We start from the raw sequence: 21,532 nt of genomic DNA, 5'->3' as shown, positions 1-21,532 counted from the left end.
AATGCCGCGCGGCCGGGGCGGTTCCCCGCCGGCGGCGCGAAGCGGCGGTTTCAGGCGGCGTCGGCCTGCCGAATCCCGTGTTCCTCGTTGAGCATTTCCGCGATCAGGAAGGCCAGTTCGAGCGACTGCGCGGCGTTCAGGCGCGGATCGCAATGCGTGTGATACCGGTCCTTCAGCGCCTCGTCGGTGATAGCCACCGCGCCGCCGACGCATTCGGTCACGTCCTGCCCGGTCATCTCGATATGGATACCGCCCGGATGCGTCCCTTCGGCGCGGTGCACGGCGAAGAAGCCCTTCACTTCGGACAGGATCCGGTCGAAGGGCCGCGTCTTGTAGCCGCTGTCCGACTTGACGACATTGCCGTGCATCGGGTCGCAGCTCCACACGACGGGATGGCCTTCCGCCTTCACCGCGCGCACCAGCCGCGGCAGGCCGTCCTCGACCTTGTCATGGCCGAACCGGCTGATCAGCGTGATACGGCCGGGTTCGCGTGCCGGATTGAGCGTGTCGAGCAGCTTGAGCAGCGCATCGGTTTCCAGGCTCGGCCCGCACTTCATCCCGAGCGGATTGCCGATGCCGCGCGCGAATTCGATATGCGCGCTGTTTTCGAAGCGGGTGCGGTCGCCGATCCACACCATATGCGCCGAGCAATCGTACCAGTCGCCGGTCAGGCTGTCGCGGCGGGTCAGCGCCTGCTCGTAAGGTAGGAGCAGCGCTTCGTGGCTGGTGTAGAAGCTGGTGCGCTGCAATTGCGGGAGCACTTGCGGATCGACCCCGCAGGCCTCCATGAAATCGAGCGCTTCGCCGATCCGGTCGGCAATGTCGGAAAACTTGTCCGCCCACGGGCTGCGGCCCATGAATTCGAGCGTCCACTGGTGCACCTGCCGCAGATTGGCATAGCCGCCGGTGGCGAAGGCGCGCAGCAGGTTGAGCGTGGCAGCCGCCTGCGAATAGGCGCGGACCATGCGCTGCGGGTCGTTGGTGCGCGTCGCGGCGTCGAATTCGATGCCGTTGATGTTGTCGCCGAAATAGCTCGGCAGCGTGACATCGCCCTGCGTTTCGGTGTTCGAGCTGCGCGGCTTGGCAAACTGCCCCGCCATGCGCCCAACCTTCACCACCGGCTTCTTGCTGGCAAAGGTCATCACCACCGCCATCTGCAGCAGCACCCGGAAGGTGTCGCGGATGTTGTTGGGGTGAAATTCGGCGAAGCTTTCGGCGCAATCGCCGCCCTGCAGCAGGAAGGCGCGGCCCTCGGCGACTTCGGCGAGATCGGCCTTGAGCGCGCGCGCTTCGCCCGCAAACACGAGCGGCGGATGCGTTTCGAGGGTGGTGGTCGCAGCCTCGAGCGCAGCCTTGTCGAGATAGTCGGGCAAATGCCTTGCCTCGTATCCCTGCCAGCTATCGGGTGCCCAATTGGTCGCCATGGTATCTTCCGGTTGCGGCGCCGGGAATGGCGCCTGATTGCTCGTCTGTAGCAGACGAGCGCCCATCATGTCGCAAGCAGCATTTGCTTGGCCAGCGTAAAAGGGCGATTGCAGTAAGCGGAATCAGCGCCCTTCGCCGGCACTGGCTGGTCCGCTCGCGGTGGCCAGTTCCTGTCCCTCGGGCAGCACTGCGAGGCGCCAGCCCGCGCGCGAACCGAAGTATTTCTGCGCCAGCGCCTGCAACACCCCCGGATCGGTCTGCGTGTAATCGGCCAGCAGGAAGCGCAGGTCGGCAATGCTGCGCGGGTCCACGGTCGCGCCTTCGAGCTGGTAGAGCCAGAACAGGTTCCCGGTCGATGCGCGGCTGACATACTGCCGCAGCGGTTCGACCACGCGGTTGTATTCATCCTCGCCTACCGGCGTGCTGGCCAGTTCCTGTGCGATGCGTTCGGCCTCGGCGAAGAACACCGGCACGTCCTCGGGTCGCAGCTGCGCGAGCGCGGCGATGCGCCCACCGCTGTCGACATCGCTGGGCCAGTCGGACCGTACGACGGGCGAATAGCTGGCGCCGGCATGTTCGCGCATCGCTTCCATCAGCCGGTTGTTGAACAGCGACACCAGCACTTCGAGACGGCGCGATTCGCGCAGCCCGTCGACCCCGGCCCCGCTGGGCCAGGCGATGACCGCGGCGGCCTGATTGGCATCGCCGCGATGGCGGCGGATGACCGTCTCGCCCGCGTCGGGGAAGTCGATCGCGCGTTCGAGAACCTCTGCGGGCGCGGTCTCGCGCTGGTCGAGCGCGCCGAACGTCTTGCGCAGCGCCTCGATCGTGGCGGCCTTGTCGAATTCGCCGAACAGCAGCACTTCGACCGGCCCCTGCCCAAGCAGCGGTTCCCACACTTCGCGGAATCCCGCAGGTGTCGCGGCATCGAACATCGCGGGCGTGGGGGTCTGGAAACGCGGGTCCTGATCGCGAAGGAGATATTCGAGGTCGCGCTGCAGCACGCCGTTCGGATTGGCGCCATAGCTTTCGTAAGCGAGCTTGCCCGCCGCTTTCGCGCGGATCACCGGGTTGGGATCCCAGCCGGGCATCGCCAGCTTCGCAGCGAAAAGATAAAGCTGTTCTTCCAGATCCTGTTCGCGGGTCTGCGCGTAGAAACTGAAGGCGCCGTCGCCGGTCTGGAAGTCGAAGCCGAACTTGCGCCCCGTGGCGAGCACGTCGAGCTCTTCCTGCCCCAGATCGCCGATGCCCGAGCCGATCAGCGCGGCATAGCCGAGGTTGGCATAGACCGCCTCGTCGGGCGCGAAGGCGCGATAGCCTGTGCCGAACCGCACCTTCACTGCAACGCGGCCGGGTTCGGCATCGTTCGCCCACAGGATCGCCTTGACGCCATTGGCGAATTCGACCTGCTCGATGTCGAGCACGCCGATCGGCGCCTGCGCCACCACTTCGCCCGGTTCGCCCACTGCGGGCAGGTCGTCGAACGCGATTGCCTGCGCGGCGATACGGGCCTCGGCATCGGCGGCAATGGTTTCGCCCAGCGCGGCGCGGATCGCCGCTTCGCTCGCCTCGCCGGCTTCGGGCGTGACGTAGGCGGCGCGGATCACATCGCCCGCAAACAGCGCGCGGGTATGCTCGAGCACGCGTTCGGGGGTGATCGTCTCGCGCATCGAGTTGAACACCATCAGCACGGTTTCTGGCGCGGCGACCGCCTCGCGGATATCGACCGCGTTGACGATGTCGTCGGCCAGCCGCGGTCCCGGCAGCACCCGGCGCTGTTCGACCTGGCTGGTGAAGACGATCTCGAACTCGGCCAGCTCGCGGTCGATCTCTTCCTGCGACGGCGGGGTCGCCAGCGCGTCGGCAATGACCCCGCGTATATCGTCGAGCGCGGATTTCCAGTCGCCGGTGAGCGGCGCGAAATTGACGAAGGTCATGTCGGCGGAGCGGCTGACATCGTCCTGCGACACCTGGGCATAGAGATAGCTGCCACCGGCCCGGGCGCGCGATTCGAGCCGCCGGTTGATCAGCGCCTGCGCCAGCGCGTCGCGCAGCAGGCCTTCATTGTAGGCAACGGTGTCCTGCACCGGGCGCCAGGGCCGCATCACTGCATAAGTGAAGCTGCGCGGCAGGTCGGGTTCGACCACCACGCCGATTTCGCCCACCGGATTGGCCGGGTCGGCGCCCGCGGGGGCGACCGGATCGCCGAAATCGGGTGCGGGCACCAGGGCACCCTCGCCTTCCCAGTCGCCGAACCACGCTTCGATCTCGGCAGCCAGCTGCTGCGGGTCGATATCGCCTGCGGCCACCACCACGGTGTTTTCGGGCCGGTACCAGCGGCGATAGAAGGCCGACACGCTTGCGCCGGTGGCCGCGCCCAGCGTGGCCTCGGTGCCGATGGGGCTGCGGGTGGCCAGCCGCTGGCCAGCGAACAGCACTTCGCGGCTGGCGTTGCCCGCGCGTTCGGCGGGCCCGCCGCGCTCGCGTTTCTCGGCCAGCACGATCGGGACTTCGGCCTGGACATTGGCATCGCTCAGCACCGGGCTGCGGACCATGCCCGACAACAGCTTCATGCTTTCGGCCAGCTTCCCCGCGTCGACATTGGGCAGGTCGAGCTTGAAGACGGTGTGCGTCGGGCTGGTTTCGGCATTGGTATCGCTGCCGAAGGTGGCGCCCAGCCGCTGCCAGGTCGGAATCGCCTCTGCGGGGCCGAGATATTTGCTTTCACGGAACAGCAGGTGTTCGAGCAGATGCGCATAGCCGAGCTCGCTTGCGTCTTCGTGCAGCGAACCTGCATCGATCCGCACGCGGACCGAGACCTGGTCGGGCGGAACGGCATTGCTGCGCACTGCATAGCGCAACCCGTTGGGCAGTTCGCCGAAAATCCATTCCTCGTCCCGGGGGACGTCGCTGCCTTCATAGATCCACGGCGTCCCGCCGGCCGGTGTCAGATGCTGCGGGGTCGGCGGGGCCGGCTCCTGCGCCAACAAGGGCTGCGGAGCGAGCAACACGGCGGGAAGGATGAGCGCGAGACGCCGCAAGGCGCGCGTAAAATCGGTCATGGTTCAGCATATAGGCAGGCGATGCGTGAAGGCTAGGTGAATGTCGCGGACAAGCGTTCCTTCCTTGCCCCGGACCGCCCGCCTCCCTACATCGCTGGCATGTTCATCGAGACCGAAACCACGCCCAACCCCGCGAGCCTCAAGTTCCTGCCCGGCCAGCCGGTCATGCAGCAGGGCACGCGCGAATTCGCCACCCCCGAAGCCGCCGAGGCCAGCCCGCTGGCGCAGGCGATCTTCGATACGGGCGAAGTCGTGAACGTGTTCTTCGGCGGCGATTTCGTCACCGTGACCGCCGCGCCCGGCGTCAGCTGGAGCGATCTCAAGCCACAGGTTCTCGCGATCCTGCTCGACCATTTCGTGGCGCAGGCACCGCTGTTCGTGCCCGGCACCGCCGGCGGCATTGCGGTTCCGCCCGAAGACGAAGGCATGCTTGTCGACGAACGCGAGGAAGACGGCGACATCATCGCGCAGATCAACGAACTGCTCGAAACGCGTGTCCGGCCCGCAGTGGCGGGCGATGGCGGCGATATCCAGTACCGCGGCTACCGCGACGGTGTGGTCCACTTGCAGATGCAGGGTGCCTGTTCGGGCTGCCCCTCCTCGACCGCCACGCTCAAGCACGGCATCGAAGGTTTGCTGAAACATTACGTCCCCGAGGTCGTTGAAGTCCGCGCCGCCTGAATTCCACGAAGCGAAGGACAAACCTCTTGGCCGACACCCTTTCCGCCGACGCGCTCGACCTCATCTTCCGCGAAGCCCGCAGCTACAACGACTGGCTCGACCAGCCGGTGAGCGATGACGAGATCCACGCGATCTACGAATTGCTCAAGATGGCGCCGACCTCGGCCAATATGCAGCCCGCGCGCATCGTCTGGGCCAAGTCGCCCGAGGCCAAGGCCAAGCTGGCCGATTGCGCGTCAGACGGCAATAAGGACAAGATCACCTCGGCCCCGGTGGTTGCGATCATCGGCTACGATATCGATTTCCACGAGGAACTGCCCTGGCTGTTCCCGCATACCGACGCCAAGAGCTGGTTCGACGGCGATGAAGACGGCCGCAAGGAAGGCGCGTTCCGCAATTCCTCGCTGCAGGGCGCCTATCTGATGATCGCCGCACGGGCGCTCGGGCTCGACTGCGGACCGATGTCGGGCTTCGACAGCGAGGCGGTCGACAAGGCGTTCTTCGCCGACCAGCCGCGCCATCGCAGCAATTTCATCTGCGCGATCGGGCACGGCGATCCGAAAAGCATTTTCGATCGCAGCCCGCGGCCCGATTTCGACAAGTTCAACCGTATCGACTGACTTGCGGACCGGTTTGCGCTGGGGCAGTGGGCGCTGATGCGCATTCTGGCGATAGAAACCGCGACCGAAGCCTGTTCGACCGCGCTGTTCGATAACGGCACGCTGCTCGATGCCCGGCACGAGGTGCTGGGGCGCGGCCATGCCGAACGACTCGTCCCGATGATCGCCGAACTGCCGGGCAAGGGCTGCGCCGGGGAAATCCGCGTGTCGCTGGGCCCGGGCAGTTTCACCGGGGTCCGGATCGGTCTCGCAGTCGCGCGGGCGCTGGGCATCGCCTGGCACGCGCAAGTGCGGGGCTATCCCACGCTGGCACTGGTCGCGGCCATCGCGCGGGGCGAAGCGGGCGGTCCGGTTACCGTATGCATGACCGGCGGGCACGGCGAATGGTTCGTCCAGGATTTCGATGCCGGCGCCATCCCCGCAGGCGCGGTCGCCTCGCTCGCACCCGAGGCTGCGGCGGCGCGGGCGGTGCATCCGCTGATCGCCGGGTCGAAGGCAGCAGCGCTGGGCGAACTGGCGCAGATCGAGCCCAGCGCGGTCGAGCTGCCCGACGCCCGCCATGCGCTCGCGCTGCCGGATGCGTTGCTGACCGACAATCTGGCGCCGCTCTACGGCCGCCCGCCCGATGCGAAGCTGCCGGGGTAATGGAGCAGCTCGACCAGTTGATGGCCGTGATGGAAGCGGCGTTCGACCCGCACTGGCGCGAAGCCTGGACCCGCCAGCAGGTCGCCAACTCGCTGGCCATGCCGCACACTTACGCCATTCTCGCCGACGCCAGCGTGAAGCTCGCGAACGGCAGCGATCCGGCGGCGGGTTTCATCCTCGCTCGCCGGGCGCCGGGCGAAGAGGAACTGCTGCTGATCGGCGTCCGCCCGGAAATGCGCGGGAGAGGGCTCGGCCGGTTCCTGATCGAGACCTTCGCCAGGCGCGCGCGTGACGGCGGCGCAGACCGGGTCTTCCTCGAAATGCGCGCGAACAACCCGGCGGAAAGCCTGTATCGGGCCTGCGGTTTCGAGCCGATCGGCCGCCGACCGGCCTATTACCGGACGCTTGATGGCGCGAAACTGGACGCCATTACCTTCGCGCGAAAGTTGTAAAAACGCGCCAAAAGTCAGAATTGCCAACAATTGTTGCAATTTCTTGTCCATTTTATACAATGGTACCCACACGGGGTCGCAACCTAGTGATTTCCACAATATAGAAGGTACCCTGATGGAAGAATTCCATACCGACATGGCTGAAACCCTCATCACGTTGACGTCGGACATCGTGGCCGCTCACGTGAGCAACAACAGTGTTTCCGTCGAGGACGTGCCCACGCTTATTTCGAATGTCTATTCGGCGCTGTCGGGTCTCGATACGGGCGATAGCGCGGCCGAGGAAATGCCCGAACCCGCGGTTTCTATCCGTTCGTCGGTAAAGAAAGACCATCTCGCCTGTCTCGAGTGCGGCAAGAAGATGAAAATGCTCAAACGGCACCTGTCGACCGAGCACAGTCTTTCGCCCGAAGAGTATCGTGCACGCTGGAACCTTTCCGCCGACTATCCGATGGTCGCTCCCGACTATGCCGCCACGCGCCGCGATCTTGCGGTCAAGATTGGACTGGGCCGCAAGCCAGGCCAGAAGCGCGGCCGCAAGAAGAAGGAAGCCTGAGGCTTCCGGTTCGCCTTGAGCAAGACGCCCCGGCCCGATAAGGGTACGGGGCGTTTTATTTGGAAATGACTGTGCATCAGAAGATCGATCTCGAACAATTGTGCGCCGACAAGGGCCTGCGGATCACCGAACAGCGCCGCGTGATCGCGCGCGTGCTGTCCGAGAGCGACGACCACCCGGATGTCGAACTGCTGCACGAACGCGCCAACAAGATCGATTCGGGCATCTCGATCGCCACGGTCTACCGGACCGTGCGGCTGTTCGAAGAAGCGGGCATTCTCGACCGCCACGATTTCGGCGATGGCCGCGCACGGTACGAAGCCGCACCCGAAGCCCATCACGACCACCTGATCGATGTCGAAACCGGCAAGGTCGTCGAATTCGTCGACCCCGAGATCGAGGCACTGCAGAAGCAGATCGCGGCCAAGCTGGGCTACCGCCTCGTCGACCACCGGCTGGAACTCTATGGCGTCCGTCTCGACCGCGAAGGATAGCGATCGCGCCGACGCCGAGCGTCGCCTCGCCGCCCTATCCGCTCGCAGGCTTGCCGCGATGCGCGGCGAGACCACTCCGTTGACCCCGCGCGAATGGGTGCGCTTCGTCCTGCGGACGCTGGGCATCCTGCTGGGGCTGCTGATCTGCGTGCCGCTGCACTACCTCTACCGCGTGTTCGCCTATGGGTCGCCCTTCCCCATGCTGTTCCTGCGCTACACCGCCTGGATCATCGGCGCGCGCGTGAAAATCCACGGGACACCGCTACGGCGCGATGTGTTCTTCATTGCCAACCATGTCTCGTGGGTCGACATACTCGCGCTGGCCGGTGCCACCGGAACCGCCTTCGTGGCCAAGTTCGAACTGTCGCAGGTCCCCGTGATCGGGTGGCTGTGCCGGCTCAACCGCACGGTGTTCGTCAAGCGTGAGAACCGGATGGGCGTGGCGCAGCAGATCAACGCGCTGAAGGAGGCGCTGGCCGACAATTGGTCGGTCACCGTCTTTCCCGAAGGCACCACCACCGACGGCCGGTCGCTGCTGCCCTTCAAGAGCTCGATGCTGTCGGTGCTCGAACCGCCGCCCGCCGGCGTGCTCGTCCAGCCCGTGGTGCTCGATTACGGCGACGTGGCCGAATTCATTGGCTGGATCGGCGAGGAAGGCGGGGTCAACAACGCCATGCGCGTAATGGGCCGCAAGGGCAGCTTCCCGCTTCGCATCACCTATCTCGAACCGTTCAGCCCCGAAGACTATCGCGGGCGCAAGGCAATCGCGGCGCAGGCACGCCTGGAAATCGAACAGGAACTGGGCGCGACGCTGGACGAACCCTTGCGCGATTTCCGCCATACGGTCGCAGCGATCCGCTACACCGCGCCGGCGCTGGACGAGACCTGAAGGCGCGGGCCTGCGCTAGAGCCCGGCCTTGACCAGCCAGTCGTGGAACAGCCGCACCGGGCGCTCTTCCAACGCGGTCGGCTTGCACACGAACCAATAGCTGTACGGGCTTTCGACATCCGCGCCGAACAGCGTCGCCAAGCGGTTGTCCGCAGCGCGGCGCATGTGGTCGTCGTGCATGATCGCGATGCCCAGCCCCTGCGCCGCCGCCTCGAGCATGATCTGGCCCGAATCGAAATGATCGATCGCCGCCGGCTCGAAATCGTTCAGGCCGATCTCGGCGCGCCACGCGGTAAAGCTTTCGGGCAGCTCGTTGTGGATCAGGAACGTCTGGCGACCGAGCACTTCGGCATCGGGCTCATCCCCGATCTTGGCGGCCAGATCCTGGCTGCAAATCGCGTGGACCTTGTTGTAGTCGAGCCGGACCGCGTGCAGTCCGCGCGAGGGCCCCCGCGACAGGATGATCGCCGCGTCGAGCACATCGCCCACCCGGTCCTCCAGATGCGCGCCGGTATCGATGTCGATATGCAGCAGCGGATGCCGTTCGCGCAGTTCGGCCAGCCGCGGAAACAGGCGCTGCGTGCCGAACAGCGGCAGGACGCCCAGATGCAGGCGCAGGACCGACAGGTTTTCCGACTGGCTTTCGACTGCGCGCGCCAGCGCTTCGAGCTGCGGGTTCACCGCTTCGAAGAAGGCATGCCCGTCATCGGTCAGCTGCATCGACTGCCGCGCCCGCGTGAACAGCTTCTTGCCGACGAAGTCCTCGAGATTGCCGATCCGGCGCGACAGCGCCGAAGGGCTCAGTCCCAGTTCATCTGCCGCGGCACGCGCGGAGCCCAGTCGGACAGTGCGCACGAAAGCCTCGAGGGCGCGAAGAGGGGGAAGTCGCCGGGTAGCCATGACCGTTGCATGCTATGAGCGTCAAACGCACCTGTCGAGCATGAATGTGCAGAAATCTGCAACTCACCTCACCCCGGCGTGGCAGCCTGGTCGGGCGCGTGCAGCCGCAGGCGCGTGACATGCGTTTCATCGCCGTCGATTACCTCGATCCGCCAGCCGCTGGGGTGTTCGAGCACGCGGCCCACTTCGGGCACCTGCTCGGCCAGGACGAAGGCCACGCCGCCCAGCGTATCGACCGATTCTTCCACTTCGACGATCGCGGGCGAGACCTGCCGTGCGACATCCTCGAGCTCGGCACGCGCGTCGCAATCCCACATGCCGCCGCCGATATCGACGATCCACTGCTCGGGCGCATCGTCATGCTCGTCCTCGATTTCGCCGACGATTTCCTCGACCAGATCCTCGATCGTGATGAGGCCGTCGGTGCCCGAGAATTCATCGACCACGATAGCCAGATGCATGCGCTGCGCGCGCATGTCGGCCAGCACGTCGAGCGCGTTGCGGGTCTGCGGGACGTAGAGCGGCTGCCGCAGCAGCACCGTCCAGTCGCCCGGCGGGGTCTCGCCGCGCGCGAGGATGGTGAAGACATCCTTGATGTGGATCATGCCGATCACATCGTCGAGCTGCTCGCGATAAACCGGCATGCGCGAATGGCCGTGTTCGGCGAAGGTCTCGACGAGCTGGTCCCAGCTCGCCGTGGCCTCGATCGCGATGATCTGGCCGCGCGGCACCGCGACATCGTCGGCGTCGTGCTCGGAAAAATGCAGCAGGTTGCGCAGCATCTGGCGTTCAACCAGCGACAGGTCGCCCGTGCCGCTGTGTTCGGGCGTATCCTCGCCGTTCTCGTCCTCGTGCTCGTCGATCGCGTCTTCGAGCTGCGCACGCAGCGAGCGTTCGCCGTGATCGGGGTCGAAGAATTTCCGGATAGCGAGGATCAGCCCGCTGCTACTCTCCGCGTCTCCCGCGGGTGATGAAGAATCGGGCATGGCCCTACCAGTGTACTCCAGTCAATTGCGGTCCCCATATGGGTCGCCGATACCCAGTTTTGCAAGCGCTGCGATTTCCAGCGCCTCCATTGCCTCGGCCTGCGCGTCCGAATCGACGTGATCGTGCCCGGCAAGGTGTAACAAACCGTGTATGAGCAGGTGCGTCGCATGCGTTTCCAGCGGCACCCCCTTCTCCGCTGCCTCGCGCGCGCAGGTGCCGGCGGCCAGCGCAATATCACCGAGCATTTCGGGCGGCCCCTCGGGTGCAAGGTCGAGCAGGTCCTCACGCTCGAGCATGGGGAACGACAGCACATTGGTCGGCTTGTCCTTGCCGCGCCATTCCTTGTTTAACGCGTGGACGTCCGCATCGGAGGTGAACAGCACCGAAGCGGTCAGCCGCGGATTGTGCAGCGCGGGCTCGACAGTGCCCAGCGCTGCATGCGCGCGCACGGTCAGCGCATCCCACTCCACGTCCGCGGGCCAGCCGTCGATGTCGATGTCGAAATCCACCGTTCTAATCCTTCGTCATCCCCGCGCAGGCGGGGATCGCGCTCCTGCTACATGTTCAGCGTGTCGAACAGATCGTGCCACTCGGGATTCTGCTCCTCGATCGCCCTGATCTTCCACGCGCGGTTCCATTTCTTCACCGCCTTCTCGCGCGCGATAGCATCGGTAATGTCATCGTAGCGCTCGAGATAGACGAGCCGTGTGAGCCCATACCGGTGGGTAAACGACCCGCCCTTCCCTTCGCGGTGCTGCACTGCCCTCGCGGCAATATCGGCAGTCACGCCCACATAGATGGTACCGCGGTAGCGGTCTGCCATGATGTAAACGTAGCCGCCTTTCTCGAAAGTCACGCCCGAAGGTAGCGGGACCCCCGCCTGCGCGGGGGTGACGACATAATGGTTTTTGTCATTATGCGTTCGGCCCCTCGTAGGCCTCGACGATGCGCCCGACGATCGGGTGGCGGACCACGTCGGCGGCGGTGAAGCGGATGGTGCCGAAACCATCGACGCCCTCCAGCTTGCCGACCGCATCGGCCAGCCCGCTCATCCCATCGCCGCCGGGAATGTCGACCTGCCGCGGATCGCCGCAGATCACCATCCGGCTGTTCTGCCCGAAGCGGGTGAGGAACATCTTCATCTGCTCGCGCGTGGTGTTCTGCGCTTCGTCGAGGATGACGAAGGCATCCGCCAGCGTGCGGCCGCGCATGAAGGCGATCGGCGCGATCTCGATTTCGCCCGAGGCCAGCCGCCGCTCGACCTGTTCGGGCGGCATGCAATCGTAGAGCGCGTCGTACAGCGGGCGCAGGTAGGGATCGACCTTTTCCTTCATGTCACCGGGTAGGAAGCCCAGCTTTTCGCCCGCTTCCACCGCCGGACGCGAAAGGATCAGGCGCTGCACGCTGCCGGTGATCAGCTGCGCCACCGCCTGCGCCACCGCGAGGTAGGTCTTGCCCGTTCCCGCCGGACCTAGCGCGAAGATGATGTCGTCGCGCACCAGGCTGCGCATGTAGGTTGCCTGCATCGCGCTGCGAGGAACGATGGTCTTGCGCCGCGTGCGGATCATGATCGGCGGACCGCGCTTGCCATTGCCCGCATCGGCATCGACGATCCCGTCGAGAGTGGGTTCGTCCGACATGGTGATCAGCGCTTCGATTGCCCCGGCGTCGAGATCCTGCCCCACCGCCAACCTGTCATACATCGCGGTGAGCACATCGCGCGCGCGCGCCACGCTATCTTCGGGTCCTTCGATATGCAGCTGGTTGCCGCGCGCCGACATGAACACGCCGAGGCGGTTCTCGACCTGCACCAGATTCGCATCGAACTGGCCGAACAGGGCGGCCAGCAAGCTCTGGTTCTCGAAGCTGATATCGATTTGCGCGCGGCGCACTTCGCGCTGCGGCGAAGGCGGCGGGGAGAAGGCCTGGGCGTCCTTCTGTATGGGTTTGCGGGCCATAGGCTCCTTTCAAATGCGAGTCGGAGTTTAGGCTTCAACGCATGACGCGCAAGCTGGTCCCCGGCGCGGGACGGTGGATAGTCATCCCGCTGTAATCAGGCGGCGACGGTTTCGCGCAGCATCCCGGCAAGCGAGTTGGGCCCCGCCTCGACCAGTTCGACCTGCACGAGGTCGCCGATCTGCACGTCGCCTTCGAACCACGCGCTCTGCAGCCACGGCGTCTTGCCGAGCCACTGGCCGGGCAGCTTGCCCTTGCGTTCGACCAGCACCTCGCAGGTGCGGCCGACGGTGTTCTGGTTGAACGCCAGCTGGTCGCGGTTGAGCGCGGCCTGGAGCCGCTGCAGACGCTCGTCCATGACCTCTTTCGCCACCTGCCCGTCCATCGTCGCGGCAGGCGTGCCGGGGCGCGGCGAGTATTTGAAGCTGAAGGCCTGCGCATAGGCAACCTCGCCGACCAGCTGCAGCGTTTCCTCGAACTCGGCATCGGTCTCGCCGGGGAAGCCGACGATGAAGTCGCCCGACAGCGCGAGATCGGGCCGCGCCGCGCGGAAGCGGTCGAGCAGCTTGAGATAGCTCTCTACGCTGTGGCTGCGGTTCATGGCTTTCAGCACGCGGTCGCTGCCCGCCTGCACCGGCAGGTGGAGGAACGGCATGAGCTTGGGCGTGTCGCCATGCGCGGCGATCAGGTCGTCGTCCATGTCGGCCGGGTGGCTGGTCGTGTAGCGGATACGCGCGAGGCCATCGATCGCGGCGATGTCGCGGATCAGACCCGCTAGGCCCACCGCGTGGCCCCTGCCGTTCTCGCCGCTCCACGCGGACACGTTCTGGCCGAGCAGCGTGATTTCCTTCGCGCCCGCTTCGACCAGCTTGCGCGCTTCGGTCACCAGATCGCTGTAAGGACGCGAGATTTCGGCGCCTCGGGTATAGGGCACCACGCAATAGGTGCAGAACTTGTCGCAGCCTTCCTGCACGGTGAGGAAGGCGGTCGGGCCGATCCGCCGGCGTTCGGGCAGCGCGGCGAACTTGGCGATCGCGGGCATGTCGGTATCGGTCGCGCGTTCGCCCTGCACCGCGCGGTCCAGCATTTCGGGCAGGCGGTGGTAGGCCTGCGGGCCGACGACCATGCTCACCGCGGGCGAGCGTTTCATGATCTCCTCGCCCTCGGCCTGCGCGACGCAGCCCGCGACCGCGATCATCGGCGGCTTGGTCTGCGTCTTGCCCTTGGTCAGGCGGCCGATGTCCGAATAGATCTTCTCCGCCGCCTTTTCGCGGATGTGGCAGGTGTTGAGCACCACCAGATCGGCGTCCTCGCCCTCGGCTGCGGGCGCAATGCCCTGCGCGTCGAGCATCTCGGCCATGCGTTCGCCGTCATAGACGTTCATCTGGCAGCCGAAGCTCTTGACCCGGTAGGTCTTGGGAGGGGTGGTGGTCGGTTTCATGAGTGGCGCGCCTTTACCCGATGGGACCAGCCCTTTCAACGAAAAGGGCGGCTCGTGGCCGCCCTTCCCGTTTTCGATCCCGGCGAAGTTTACCCGACAGTCGCCTTGACGATCTTGCCCGGGTTTGCGGGCGGTTCGCCCTTGGGCAGCGCGTCGACGTGTTCCATGCCGCTCTCGACCTGGCCCCAGACGGTGTACTGGCCATCGAGGAATTCGGCGTCGTCGAAGCAGATGAAGAACTGGCTGTTGGCGCTGTCGGGCACCTGCGTGCGGGCCATCGAGCAGGTCCCGCGGGTGTGCGGTTCGCTGTTGAATTCGGCCTTGAGATCGGGCTTGTCGCTGCCGCTCATGCCGGTGCCGGTCGGATCGCCGCCCTGCGCCATGAAGCCGGGGATCACGCGGTGGAAGACCACCCCGTCGTAGAAGCCTTCGCCGGCCAGCGTGGTGATGCGTTCGACATGGCCGGGCGCGAGATCGGGGCGCAGCTTGATCACTACGTCCTTGTTTTCGCCGTCGCCGGTGTCGAGGGTCAAAGTCAGCTTGTCGGCCATGGATCGTGTCTCCTGTGAGTGATTGGCGGCCTACATAGGGATTGTGGGCCGAGAGTCACCAGTCGAATGGCACCGGCCGCTTGCATTCCCCCCGGGTCTGCCTAGACCGCTGCCATGAGCGAAAGCGACCGCCCCCTCGACGATGACGGTTTCCTGCTGGCGCGCGAGTCGGCCGACGAAGCGCGCCCCGACGACCGCATCGACGACGAGCGGATGGACGAGGAAAACACGCTCAAGAAGGAGTATGTCGAAGCCGTCGAGCAGGCACTGGAGGACGGCGACACCAAGGCGGTGTACGAGCTGGTCGAACCGCTCCACCCCGCCGACATCGCCGACCTGCTCGAACTGTTCGAGCGCGAACAGCGCTACCAGCTGGCCGCGGCGATCACCGACCTGATGACCTCGGAAGTGGTCGCCGAACTCAACGACTACGTCCGCGAAGACATGATGGAAGCGCTGCCGCCCGAAGCGGTGGCGCAGATCGTCGACCAGCTCGAGACCGACGATGCGGTCCAGCTGATCGAGGATCTCGACGAGGCCAACCAGCGCGCGATCCTGGCCGAAGTCGAGATGGAGGACCGGATCGCGATCCAGTCCGCGCTCTCCTATCCCGAGGAAACCGCCGGCCGCCTGATGAGCCGCGATTTCGTGGCCGTGCCCGAGCACCTGACCGTGGGCGATCTGATCGATTTCCTGCGCGACGGGCGCGACCTGCCCGACGATTTCTACGAGATCTTCGTGGTCGACGAGAAGCACCACCCGGTCGGCACCTGCGCGCTGAGCTGGGTGCTGCGCGCGCCGCGCACGATCCCGCTGGCCGACGTGATGAAGCGCGACCAGACGCTGATCCCCGTCCTGCTCGACCAGGAAGAGGTCGGGCTGATGTTCCAGAAGTACAACCTCATCAGCGCCGCGGTAATCGACGAGAACGACCGGCTGGTCGGACAGATGACGGTGGACGACGTGGTCCACATCATCTCCGAGGAAGCGGGCGAGGACGCGCTGCTGATGAGCGGCGCGGGCGAAGGCGACATCAACGAGCCGATCCGCGAAGCCTATTCGGCGCGCGTGCGCTGGCTGGTCGCCAATCTGGGCACCGCGCTGGTCGCCTCGGTGATCATCGCGCTGTTCGGCGCGGCGATCGAAAAGCTGGTCGCGCTGGCGGTGCTGATGCCGATCGTCGCCAGCATTGGCGGCAATGCCGGCACGCAGACCATGGCGGTGACCGTCCGCGCGATTGCCACCAACCAGCTGACGCGCAGCAACACGCGCCGCATCCTGCTGCGCGAGATGCGCGTGGCAGTGCTCAACGGCATGACCATCGCGGTGTTGGTGGGGCTGGCGACGGGGGTGATCTTCACCCCCACGCTGGGCGCGGTGATCGCGCTGGCGATGGTGATCAACGTCGTCACCGCGGGTTTTGCCGGGGTGATGGTGCCGGTTGCCTTCGAACGGCTCGACCAGGACCCGGCAGTGGCCAGCAGCGTGTTCGTGACGATGATCACCGATTCGATGGGCTTCTTCGCCTTCCTCGGACTGGCCGTGGCCAGCGGCGCGGTGGGCTAGCAAGCCTACACATGGACCGCCTGTTACACGGTCCAGGGCGAAAACCGCCGCGGGTGGTCGCTGTGCTGCGAAACCGCGGAATTGCGGGAGCTGGAGGGTTAGAGATGCGCGCATTGGTGCATCTTGCCCGGGATAGATCGATGTAGGAAAGTGGTGACTTCGCCGTCCCCATCACGTCACCCCGGACTTGCTCCGGGGTCGGGGCTGCCTTGCCCCCCGCGCGCCCTTGCGAAAAGGAAGCACCAGCCCCGGATCACATCCGGGGCGACGATTGAGATTGAGGACCGGCTCCGGATCGCGGTTGAGATATGGGGGCGAAGCGCTACATCCACGCCATGCCGCTCAACCTGACCAAGATCGCTTTCGGTGCGCAGACCTATGGCGATATCGAGAACTGGTACGCCGCGCGGCGCAGCCCCAATCTGACCACGCGCTATCGCCCGACCAAGTGGGAAGAATGCATCGGCGGGTCGCTCTACTGGATTCACCAGCACAGCATCGTGGCACGCAGCGAGATCCTCGGGTTCAGCGAGACCAGCGACGGGCGCTGGTCGATCGACCTCAAGCCCGAACTCGTCCGCGTCCATCCGCGCCCCAAGCGTGCGCACCAGGGCTGGCGCTATCTCAAAGGCGAACCCCCGCGCGACCTCGCCCCCGGCGAGGATATCGGCGATGCGCTGCCGGGCAAGCTGGCGGGCAAGCTCGAACGGCTCGGCTTGATCTGACCGCACGCGGCGGCGCGGAATGGAACATCCGGGCGGGGCAGTCCGTTGGTAGGGCAAAGGAGAAACAACTTATGCCCGAACGCCAATCGCTTCACCCCGACAACGAACTGATCGCCGAGATGACCGAGAATGCGACCCCGTCGCAGCAGGGTTCCTCCGGCGGCGAAGTGAACCGCCAGGTCGGCAAACGCGGCGAGCTGAACAGCGCGACCGATCCCGACAATCGCGAACCCGAAACGGGTTCGGACAATCCCGCGCAGGATGCGCAAAAGGGCGACAAGACGCTGGCCGCCATGCAGGACTCGCGCGGTTAACCCCTCGCCCATGACCGATAATGCAGCGCCCCGCCCTTCCCGGCGGGGCGTTTGCGTTCAGGCCGCGGTTTTCTCCGCCACGCGGCGCAGCGCGTCGGCATAGGCTTCGGCCGGCTGCGCGCCGGGGATCATGAACTTGTTCTCCACCACCATGGCGGGCACGCCGGTGATGTTGAGGTCCCACGCCGCGCGTTCTTCCGCGCGGACCTTGTGCGCCAGCTCCTCGCTGGCCAGAGCCGCGCGCGCAGCGGTGCGGTCGAAACCCTCTTCCTCGGCGATGTCGAGCAGCACTGCGTCATCGCCCAGCGCGCGGCGGTGGTTGAAGTGCGCGCGGAACAGCGCGAGCTTGAGCGCGGTCTGGCGCTGCGGGCCATGTTCCTCGCCCGCCCAGGTCAGCAGCTTGTGCGCCGCGAAAGTGTTCCACATCATGCCCGTGGGTTCGGGGTCGCCACCCTCGTAATCGAGCGAGACACCGGCATTTTCCGCGGCCTCGCGCATGCGCCCCTGCACCGCTTTCGACTGTTCGGTCGTGGTGCCGTACTTGCGCGCGATATGCGCGGTGCGCTCCTCGCCTTCGGGGGCCATGTCGGGATTGAGTTCGAAAGCGTGCCAGCGGATATCGGCCTCGATCTCGCCCTCGAGCTGCGCGAGGCCCTTCTGCAGGCTGCCCCAGCCGACGAGGCACCACGGGCACATGACATCGGACCAGATATCGATCCGCAGGGTTCTTGTTTCGCTCATTGCTCGATCCACCATTGCATGAGGTGATGCGCGATCGCGTGCGGCGGCGGGGCGACGAAGGGCCCATCGCCCGCCATCGCCGCCTGCACCTGCGCGCGAGTGAAGAATTCGACTTCGGCCATCTCGGTCTCGTCGATCGTCAGTTCGTCGCTATCGGTATGGCTGTGGCAGCCGATCATCAGCTGGCTGGGGAACGGCCACGGCTGGCTGGCGACATAGGTCACGTCGCGCACCCGCACGCCGGCTTCTTCCAGCACTTCGCGCGCGACGGCTTCCTCGATGCTTTCGCCCGGTTCGACAAAGCCCGCCAGCGCGGAGAAGCGCCCTTCGGGCCAGCCGAGCCCGCGGCCCAGCATCAGCCGGCCTTCGTGTTCCACCAGCATGATCGTGACCGGGTCGGTGCGCGGGAAATGGCTCGCTTCGCAGGCGGTGCAATTGCGCTGCCAGCCGCCCTTGGCAAGCTTGGTATCGCCGCCGCACTGTGCACAGAACCGGTGCCGCGCATGCCAGTCGGTCAGGCTGCGCGCACCGCCATACAGCGCCAGGTCGTCGGGCGGCAGCGTCGCCATCAGCGACCACAGCTGCGGGTTCGCCATGCGCGGGGTGGCGTCGCCGCGCGGCGGAACCGCGGCGAAGCAGGCCTTGCCCTCGTCCAGCCCGAGGAAGCACAGCTCGGCATCTTCGGGCACGTCGGCCAGCGTGCCCCAGACCAGCCGGTTGCTATCGTCGAGCGCGGGGATCAGCCCGTCGAGCGCGAGCACCCGCGCCTTCCAGTTCATGTATCCCGCCAGCCGTTCGGGGTCGGCGCGGACGTGATCGGCGCGGTCGAGCCGCGACCCGGTAAACGACAGCACGGCTTACGCCTTCGCCCCCTGCATCGCGGCCAGATCGGCGGTCACCGCTTCGGGGAAGCCTTCGTGGATGGGGTAGCTGTCTGACGGCATGAACTGCGTCATCAAATTGGCACGCAGCCCCGCCTTGTAATTGACGAAGGCGATCGTGCCTGCCGCGCCGCCCCAGCCATAGGACCCGTCGCTCACGCGGCCGCCCGCGCCAAAGCCCTGGCCTTCGACCCAGGTGCCTTCGGTGGTGGCGGTTTCGGGCAGCAGGTTGGACGTGCCCACGCGGACGGCGAGTTCGCCCATCACGCGCCTGCCCTCGATCACGCCGTAGCCGAGCAGCATCTGGAGGAAGCGGTCGTAGTCGCGCGGGCTGGAGACCAGCCCCGCCCCGCCGAAGGGGAACGGCGGCGGGTCGAGATAGATCGAGGCCTTGGCCGGGTCGACCGGCAGCGGCGTACCGTTCATGATGCCGTAATTGGTGGTGAAGCGGCCGATTTCGCTGTCGGGCACGGTGAACCAGGTGCTGGTCATCCCCGTGGGTTCGAAGATCCGCGTGCGCAGGAATTCGTCGAAGGCCATGCCCGAGGCGACCTCGATCACGCGGCCGAGCAGGTCGAGGCTGACCGAATAGCTCCACTTGGTCCCCGGCTGCAGCACCAGCGGCAGCTCGGCCAGCCGGTCGGCGAAGACATCGAGCCCCTCGACCGCCTTGGCACGGCCAAGCCCGGGGATCGGCATGCGGCTGACCTGGCCCGGGATCAGGCCCTGCTCGGCATAGGCCTCGGTAATCGGGCCCTTCTGGACGATGCCATAGCCGAGCCCCGCAGTGTGCGTGAGCAGCTGGCGGACGGTGATCGGCCGTTCGGCGGGGACCACGTCGGTGACCGAGCCGTCATAGGTCTTCTGCACCTGCATGTCGGCGTAGGCGGGCAGCAATTCGGCGATCGGCTGGTCGAGCCCGAGCCGGCCCTCGTCGATCAGCATCATCGCGGCCATGCCGGTGATCGGCTTGGTCATCGAATAGATGCGGTACAGGCTGTCGGCATCGGCTTGCGCCGCCCCGCCCAGCGCCAGCGTGCCGCGGGCAATCGTGAGCGGGTCCTGCCGGCCCCAGCCGAGCGTGGCGACCATGTTGGCGACCTTGCGTTCGGACACGTATTTGTCCGCCAGCGCGGTGACCGCGGGCCAGCTGGCGGTACCCGCCTGCGCCTGCGCCATCGCCACCCGGCCCAGCGGCGCACCGGCGAGCGCAGCCCCTGCGGTCAGCCAGGCACCCCCGCGCAGCAGCGCGCGGCGGGACAGGTTGGGGGTGTCGAATTCGCGATAGGCCATTGACGTCTCTCCGGAAGCTCTTTGACGGGGTTCTGCGGGACCGGCGGCGGAGCGTCAATTGCGAATTGAAACGGTTGCATTCGGGCAGTGTCCTATCCATATAGGACACATGCTGAACCTCCTTTCGATCCTCCTCGGACTGCTCTCGCTCGTCATCGTCATCCCCGCGACCATCCCGCTGCTCGGCTGGGCGAACTGGCTGGCGCTGCCGCTGATCGTCCTCGGCGTGGTTGTCGGCCAGCTGTCCTCGACCAATGGCGGACGCAATTTCTGCCTCGTCGTGCTGCTGATCGCCGCAATCCGGCTGAGCATCGGCGGCGGGCTGATCTAGGACGCGCGCACCAGCCGCGCGGCCTTCGCGAACAGCGTCGGCAACCCGGCCTCCTCGATCCGGTCGAGCGGCCACCATTCGCCCGGCCCCGCGGGCTGCGGCGCGTCGCGCTGCACCAGCACCGACAGTTCGAGCGCGGCATGCGTGAAGACATGCCGCACCACGCCCGCACATTCCCACGCCCCCGCCAACGGCGGATCCGCGCTGCCGTCACCCTGCGCGCTCCAGCCGTCGTCGGGCAGCGCGCGCATCCCGCCCAGCATCCCCGTGCCCGCGCGGCGAACCAGCCACACCGCCCCGTCGCGCTCGATCCAGAATGCGCGGCCTTGGCGCAGCGGCTTGGGCTTGCGCGGCGCCTTGACCGGGAGGCGTGCAGGATCGCCCGCTGCGCGCGCCGCGCACGCCTGCGCCAGCGGGCACAGCAGGCACCTGGGATCGCGCGCGGTGCAGACGGTCGCACCCAGATCCATCATCGCCTGCGCGAAATCGCCCGCGCGCCGATCGGGGGTGATGCTGTCCGCGGCGCTGCGGATCGCCTTGCGCGCGCCGGGCAGCGGGTCCTCGATCGCGAACAGCCGGGCGACGACCCGCTCGACATTGGCATCGACCACCACCGCGCGCTGACCGAAGGCGATCGCCGCCACCGCCGCAGCGGTGTAGGCGCCCAGCCCCGGCAATTCGCGCAAGTCCGCCTCGGTCGCGGGAAACCCGCCGCGCTCCGCCACGGCGCGCGCGCATTTCACCAGATTGCGCGCCCGCGAGTAATAGCCCAGCCCGGCCCACGCCGCCATGACGTCATCCTCGGGCGCGGCGGCCAGCGCCTCGACATCGGGCCAGCGCGCGGTGAACGCTGCGAAATAGGGCTTCACCGCCGCCACCGTGGTCTGCTGCAGCATCACTTCGGACAGCCACACGCGATAGGGATCGGGCGGCGCCGCGCCGGGCCGCGCGCGCCACGGCAGGTCGCGGGCATGGCGATCGTACCAGGCAAGCAAAGTTTCGGAGACGGTGGCGGCCACGGC

Annotated in this window: 24 protein-coding genes; 11 read left to right on the top strand and 13 right to left on the bottom strand. The window is 66.4% G+C overall.

Translation table 11 applies throughout. The annotated features are described in order from the left end of the window. Nucleotides 1-50: 50 nt before the first annotated feature. The gene (locus GRI55_RS06200; RefSeq protein WP_050600370.1) at nt 51-1,424 is read right to left on the bottom strand and encodes a class II 3-deoxy-7-phosphoheptulonate synthase; all 1,374 of its coding nucleotides are present in this window, start codon (nt 1,422-1,424) and stop codon (nt 51-53) included. A 123-nt stretch (nt 1,425-1,547) separates the two neighbouring features. Then, the gene (locus GRI55_RS06195; protein ID WP_160766571.1) at nt 1,548-4,487 is read right to left on the bottom strand and encodes a M16 family metallopeptidase; all 2,940 of its coding nucleotides are present in this window, start codon (nt 4,485-4,487) and stop codon (nt 1,548-1,550) included. 99 nt (nt 4,488-4,586) lie between these two features. Between GRI55_RS06195 and GRI55_RS06190 the strand changes: the two genes are divergently transcribed. The 7 genes from GRI55_RS06190 to GRI55_RS06160 all read left to right on the top strand — a co-directional run bounded on the left by GRI55_RS06190 (nt 4,587) and on the right by GRI55_RS06160 (nt 8,824). Further along, a complete protein-coding gene (locus GRI55_RS06190; protein ID WP_050600319.1) occupies nt 4,587-5,168 on the top strand; it encodes a NifU family protein in 582 nt (193 codons plus the stop codon). A gap of 26 nt (nt 5,169-5,194) precedes the next feature. Continuing rightward, nucleotides 5,195-5,788 (top strand): malonic semialdehyde reductase, encoded by a 594-nt coding sequence (locus GRI55_RS06185; protein WP_063506370.1) that lies wholly within the window; start codon nt 5,195-5,197, stop codon nt 5,786-5,788. 36 nt (nt 5,789-5,824) lie between these two features. Continuing rightward, nucleotides 5,825-6,433 carry a tRNA (adenosine(37)-N6)-threonylcarbamoyltransferase complex dimerization subunit type 1 TsaB gene (tsaB, locus tag GRI55_RS06180; RefSeq protein WP_160766570.1) on the top strand — a complete coding sequence of 203 codons (609 nt, stop codon included), beginning with the start codon at nt 5,825-5,827 and terminating at the stop codon, nt 6,431-6,433. After that, a complete protein-coding gene (locus tag GRI55_RS06175) occupies nt 6,433-6,885 on the top strand; it encodes a GNAT family N-acetyltransferase (protein WP_050600316.1) in 453 nt (150 codons plus the stop codon). Before tsaB ends, GRI55_RS06175 begins: the two co-directional genes overlap by 1 nt. Nucleotides 6,886-7,000: 115 nt before the next feature. Then, the gene (locus GRI55_RS06170; RefSeq protein ID WP_050600315.1) at nt 7,001-7,441 is read left to right on the top strand and encodes a Ros/MucR family transcriptional regulator; all 441 of its coding nucleotides are present in this window, start codon (nt 7,001-7,003) and stop codon (nt 7,439-7,441) included. 71 nt (nt 7,442-7,512) lie between these two features. Then, nucleotides 7,513-7,935, top strand: coding sequence for a Fur family transcriptional regulator (locus GRI55_RS06165; protein ID WP_050600369.1), 423 nt, complete (start codon nt 7,513-7,515; stop codon nt 7,933-7,935). Next, a complete protein-coding gene (locus GRI55_RS06160; RefSeq protein ID WP_160766569.1) occupies nt 7,907-8,824 on the top strand; it encodes a lysophospholipid acyltransferase family protein in 918 nt (305 codons plus the stop codon). Before GRI55_RS06165 ends, GRI55_RS06160 begins: the two co-directional genes overlap by 29 nt. Before the next feature lie 15 nt (nt 8,825-8,839). On the opposite strand, the gene GRI55_RS06155 is transcribed toward GRI55_RS06160, so the two are convergent. The 7 genes from GRI55_RS06155 to GRI55_RS06125 form a co-directional block, all read right to left on the bottom strand. Then, complete coding sequence (locus GRI55_RS06155) at nt 8,840-9,724, bottom strand: LysR substrate-binding domain-containing protein (protein WP_082847573.1); 885 nt, start codon at nt 9,722-9,724, stop codon at nt 8,840-8,842. Nucleotides 9,725-9,792: 68 nt separating this feature from the next. After that, nucleotides 9,793-10,710 carry a hemolysin family protein gene (locus GRI55_RS06150; RefSeq protein ID WP_050600312.1) on the bottom strand — a complete coding sequence of 306 codons (918 nt, stop codon included), beginning with the start codon at nt 10,708-10,710 and terminating at the stop codon, nt 9,793-9,795. A 21-nt stretch (nt 10,711-10,731) separates the two neighbouring features. Beyond that, entirely contained in the window at nt 10,732-11,220 is a 489-nt protein-coding gene (ybeY, locus tag GRI55_RS06145) for an rRNA maturation RNase YbeY (RefSeq protein WP_050600311.1), read from the bottom strand. A 47-nt stretch (nt 11,221-11,267) separates the two neighbouring features. Beyond that, complete coding sequence (locus tag GRI55_RS06140) at nt 11,268-11,567, bottom strand: GIY-YIG nuclease family protein (protein WP_307019527.1); 300 nt, start codon at nt 11,565-11,567, stop codon at nt 11,268-11,270. Nucleotides 11,568-11,625: 58 nt separating this feature from the next. Next, a complete protein-coding gene (locus GRI55_RS06135) occupies nt 11,626-12,669 on the bottom strand; it encodes a PhoH family protein (RefSeq protein ID WP_202392392.1) in 1,044 nt (347 codons plus the stop codon). 95 nt (nt 12,670-12,764) lie between these two features. Next, nucleotides 12,765-14,108 carry a tRNA (N6-isopentenyl adenosine(37)-C2)-methylthiotransferase MiaB gene (gene miaB, locus GRI55_RS06130; protein ID WP_160766568.1) on the bottom strand — a complete coding sequence of 448 codons (1,344 nt, stop codon included), beginning with the start codon at nt 14,106-14,108 and terminating at the stop codon, nt 12,765-12,767. 89 nt (nt 14,109-14,197) lie between these two features. Further along, nucleotides 14,198-14,659: a peptidylprolyl isomerase gene (locus GRI55_RS06125; RefSeq protein ID WP_050600307.1), complete on the bottom strand. Its 462-nt coding sequence runs from the start codon at nt 14,657-14,659 to the stop codon at nt 14,198-14,200. 114 nt (nt 14,660-14,773) lie between these two features. Between GRI55_RS06125 and mgtE the strand changes: the two genes are divergently transcribed. The 3 genes from mgtE (at nt 14,774) to GRI55_RS06110 (ending at nt 17,264) form a co-directional block, all read left to right on the top strand. Further along, on the top strand, nt 14,774-16,225 hold the full coding sequence (gene mgtE / locus GRI55_RS06120) for a magnesium transporter (RefSeq protein WP_160766567.1): 1,452 nt from the start codon (nt 14,774-14,776) through the stop codon (nt 16,223-16,225). A 335-nt stretch (nt 16,226-16,560) separates the two neighbouring features. After that, the gene (locus GRI55_RS06115) at nt 16,561-16,950 is read left to right on the top strand and encodes a DUF1489 family protein (RefSeq protein WP_063511729.1); all 390 of its coding nucleotides are present in this window, start codon (nt 16,561-16,563) and stop codon (nt 16,948-16,950) included. A 71-nt stretch (nt 16,951-17,021) separates the two neighbouring features. Beyond that, nucleotides 17,022-17,264 carry a hypothetical protein gene (locus tag GRI55_RS06110; protein WP_050600305.1) on the top strand — a complete coding sequence of 81 codons (243 nt, stop codon included), beginning with the start codon at nt 17,022-17,024 and terminating at the stop codon, nt 17,262-17,264. Between the two features lie 57 nt (nt 17,265-17,321). On the opposite strand, the gene GRI55_RS06105 is transcribed toward GRI55_RS06110, so the two are convergent. From GRI55_RS06105 to GRI55_RS06095, 3 genes are all read right to left on the bottom strand, one after another. Beyond that, nucleotides 17,322-18,005 (bottom strand): DsbA family oxidoreductase, encoded by a 684-nt coding sequence (locus tag GRI55_RS06105; protein ID WP_063506504.1) that lies wholly within the window; start codon nt 18,003-18,005, stop codon nt 17,322-17,324. After that, nucleotides 18,002-18,784, bottom strand: a complete 783-nt coding sequence (gene nudC / locus GRI55_RS06100; RefSeq protein ID WP_230833813.1) for an NAD(+) diphosphatase — start codon at nt 18,782-18,784, stop codon at nt 18,002-18,004. The genes GRI55_RS06105 and nudC overlap by 4 nt, the downstream gene beginning before the upstream one ends. 78 nt (nt 18,785-18,862) lie before the next feature. Beyond that, on the bottom strand, nt 18,863-20,179 hold the full coding sequence (locus tag GRI55_RS06095; protein WP_160766566.1) for a serine hydrolase domain-containing protein: 1,317 nt from the start codon (nt 20,177-20,179) through the stop codon (nt 18,863-18,865). Between the two features lie 109 nt (nt 20,180-20,288). On the opposite strand from GRI55_RS06095, the gene GRI55_RS06090 reads away from it, so the two are divergent. After that, nucleotides 20,289-20,510 carry a hypothetical protein gene (locus GRI55_RS06090; protein ID WP_050600301.1) on the top strand — a complete coding sequence of 74 codons (222 nt, stop codon included), beginning with the start codon at nt 20,289-20,291 and terminating at the stop codon, nt 20,508-20,510. Here GRI55_RS06090 and mutY read toward each other — a convergent pair. Continuing rightward, nucleotides 20,507-21,529: an A/G-specific adenine glycosylase gene (gene mutY / locus GRI55_RS06085; protein WP_160766565.1), complete on the bottom strand. Its 1,023-nt coding sequence runs from the start codon at nt 21,527-21,529 to the stop codon at nt 20,507-20,509. The genes GRI55_RS06090 and mutY overlap by 4 nt on opposite strands. Nucleotides 21,530-21,532 lie beyond the last annotated feature (3 nt).

It is taken from the genome of Qipengyuania citrea, assembly GCF_009828015.1.
GTDB lineage: Bacteria > Pseudomonadota > Alphaproteobacteria > Sphingomonadales > Sphingomonadaceae > Qipengyuania > Qipengyuania citrea.
Note: the sequence above shows the minus strand (reverse complement) of the source record. Positions and strands in the feature narration are given on the sequence as shown.

What these genes read in the sequence shown, in the direction of transcription:
- GRI55_RS06190 (WP_050600319.1), top strand. Translation starts at nt 4,587, where the DNA reads ATGTTCATCGAGACCGAAACCACGCCCAACCCCGCGAGCCTCAAGTTC.
- GRI55_RS06090 (WP_050600301.1), top strand. Translation starts at nt 20,289, where the DNA reads ATGCTGAACCTCCTTTCGATCCTCCTCGGACTGCTCTCGCTCGTCATC.
- GRI55_RS06195 (WP_160766571.1), bottom strand. Translation starts at nt 4,487, where the DNA reads ATGACCGATTTTACGCGCGCCTTGCGGCGTCTCGCGCTCATCCTTCCC.
- GRI55_RS06150 (WP_050600312.1), bottom strand. Translation starts at nt 10,710, where the DNA reads ATGCCCGATTCTTCATCACCCGCGGGAGACGCGGAGAGTAGCAGCGGG.
- GRI55_RS06155 (WP_082847573.1), bottom strand. Translation starts at nt 9,724, where the DNA reads ATGGCTACCCGGCGACTTCCCCCTCTTCGCGCCCTCGAGGCTTTCGTG.
- GRI55_RS06135 (WP_202392392.1), bottom strand. Translation starts at nt 12,669, where the DNA reads ATGGCCCGCAAACCCATACAGAAGGACGCCCAGGCCTTCTCCCCGCCG.
- GRI55_RS06170 (WP_050600315.1), top strand. Translation starts at nt 7,001, where the DNA reads ATGGAAGAATTCCATACCGACATGGCTGAAACCCTCATCACGTTGACG.
- GRI55_RS06095 (WP_160766566.1), bottom strand. Translation starts at nt 20,179, where the DNA reads ATGGCCTATCGCGAATTCGACACCCCCAACCTGTCCCGCCGCGCGCTG.
- miaB (WP_160766568.1), bottom strand. Translation starts at nt 14,108, where the DNA reads ATGAAACCGACCACCACCCCTCCCAAGACCTACCGGGTCAAGAGCTTC.
- GRI55_RS06115 (WP_063511729.1), top strand. Translation starts at nt 16,561, where the DNA reads ATGCCGCTCAACCTGACCAAGATCGCTTTCGGTGCGCAGACCTATGGC.
- mgtE (WP_160766567.1), top strand. Translation starts at nt 14,774, where the DNA reads ATGAGCGAAAGCGACCGCCCCCTCGACGATGACGGTTTCCTGCTGGCG.
- GRI55_RS06160 (WP_160766569.1), top strand. Translation starts at nt 7,907, where the DNA reads ATGGCGTCCGTCTCGACCGCGAAGGATAGCGATCGCGCCGACGCCGAG.
- GRI55_RS06200 (WP_050600370.1), bottom strand. Translation starts at nt 1,424, where the DNA reads ATGGCGACCAATTGGGCACCCGATAGCTGGCAGGGATACGAGGCAAGG.
- GRI55_RS06125 (WP_050600307.1), bottom strand. Translation starts at nt 14,659, where the DNA reads ATGGCCGACAAGCTGACTTTGACCCTCGACACCGGCGACGGCGAAAAC.
- GRI55_RS06175 (WP_050600316.1), top strand. Translation starts at nt 6,433, where the DNA reads ATGGAGCAGCTCGACCAGTTGATGGCCGTGATGGAAGCGGCGTTCGAC.
- GRI55_RS06110 (WP_050600305.1), top strand. Translation starts at nt 17,022, where the DNA reads ATGCCCGAACGCCAATCGCTTCACCCCGACAACGAACTGATCGCCGAG.
- nudC (WP_230833813.1), bottom strand. Translation starts at nt 18,784, where the DNA reads ATGAACTGGAAGGCGCGGGTGCTCGCGCTCGACGGGCTGATCCCCGCG.
- GRI55_RS06105 (WP_063506504.1), bottom strand. Translation starts at nt 18,005, where the DNA reads ATGAGCGAAACAAGAACCCTGCGGATCGATATCTGGTCCGATGTCATG.
- tsaB (WP_160766570.1), top strand. Translation starts at nt 5,825, where the DNA reads ATGCGCATTCTGGCGATAGAAACCGCGACCGAAGCCTGTTCGACCGCG.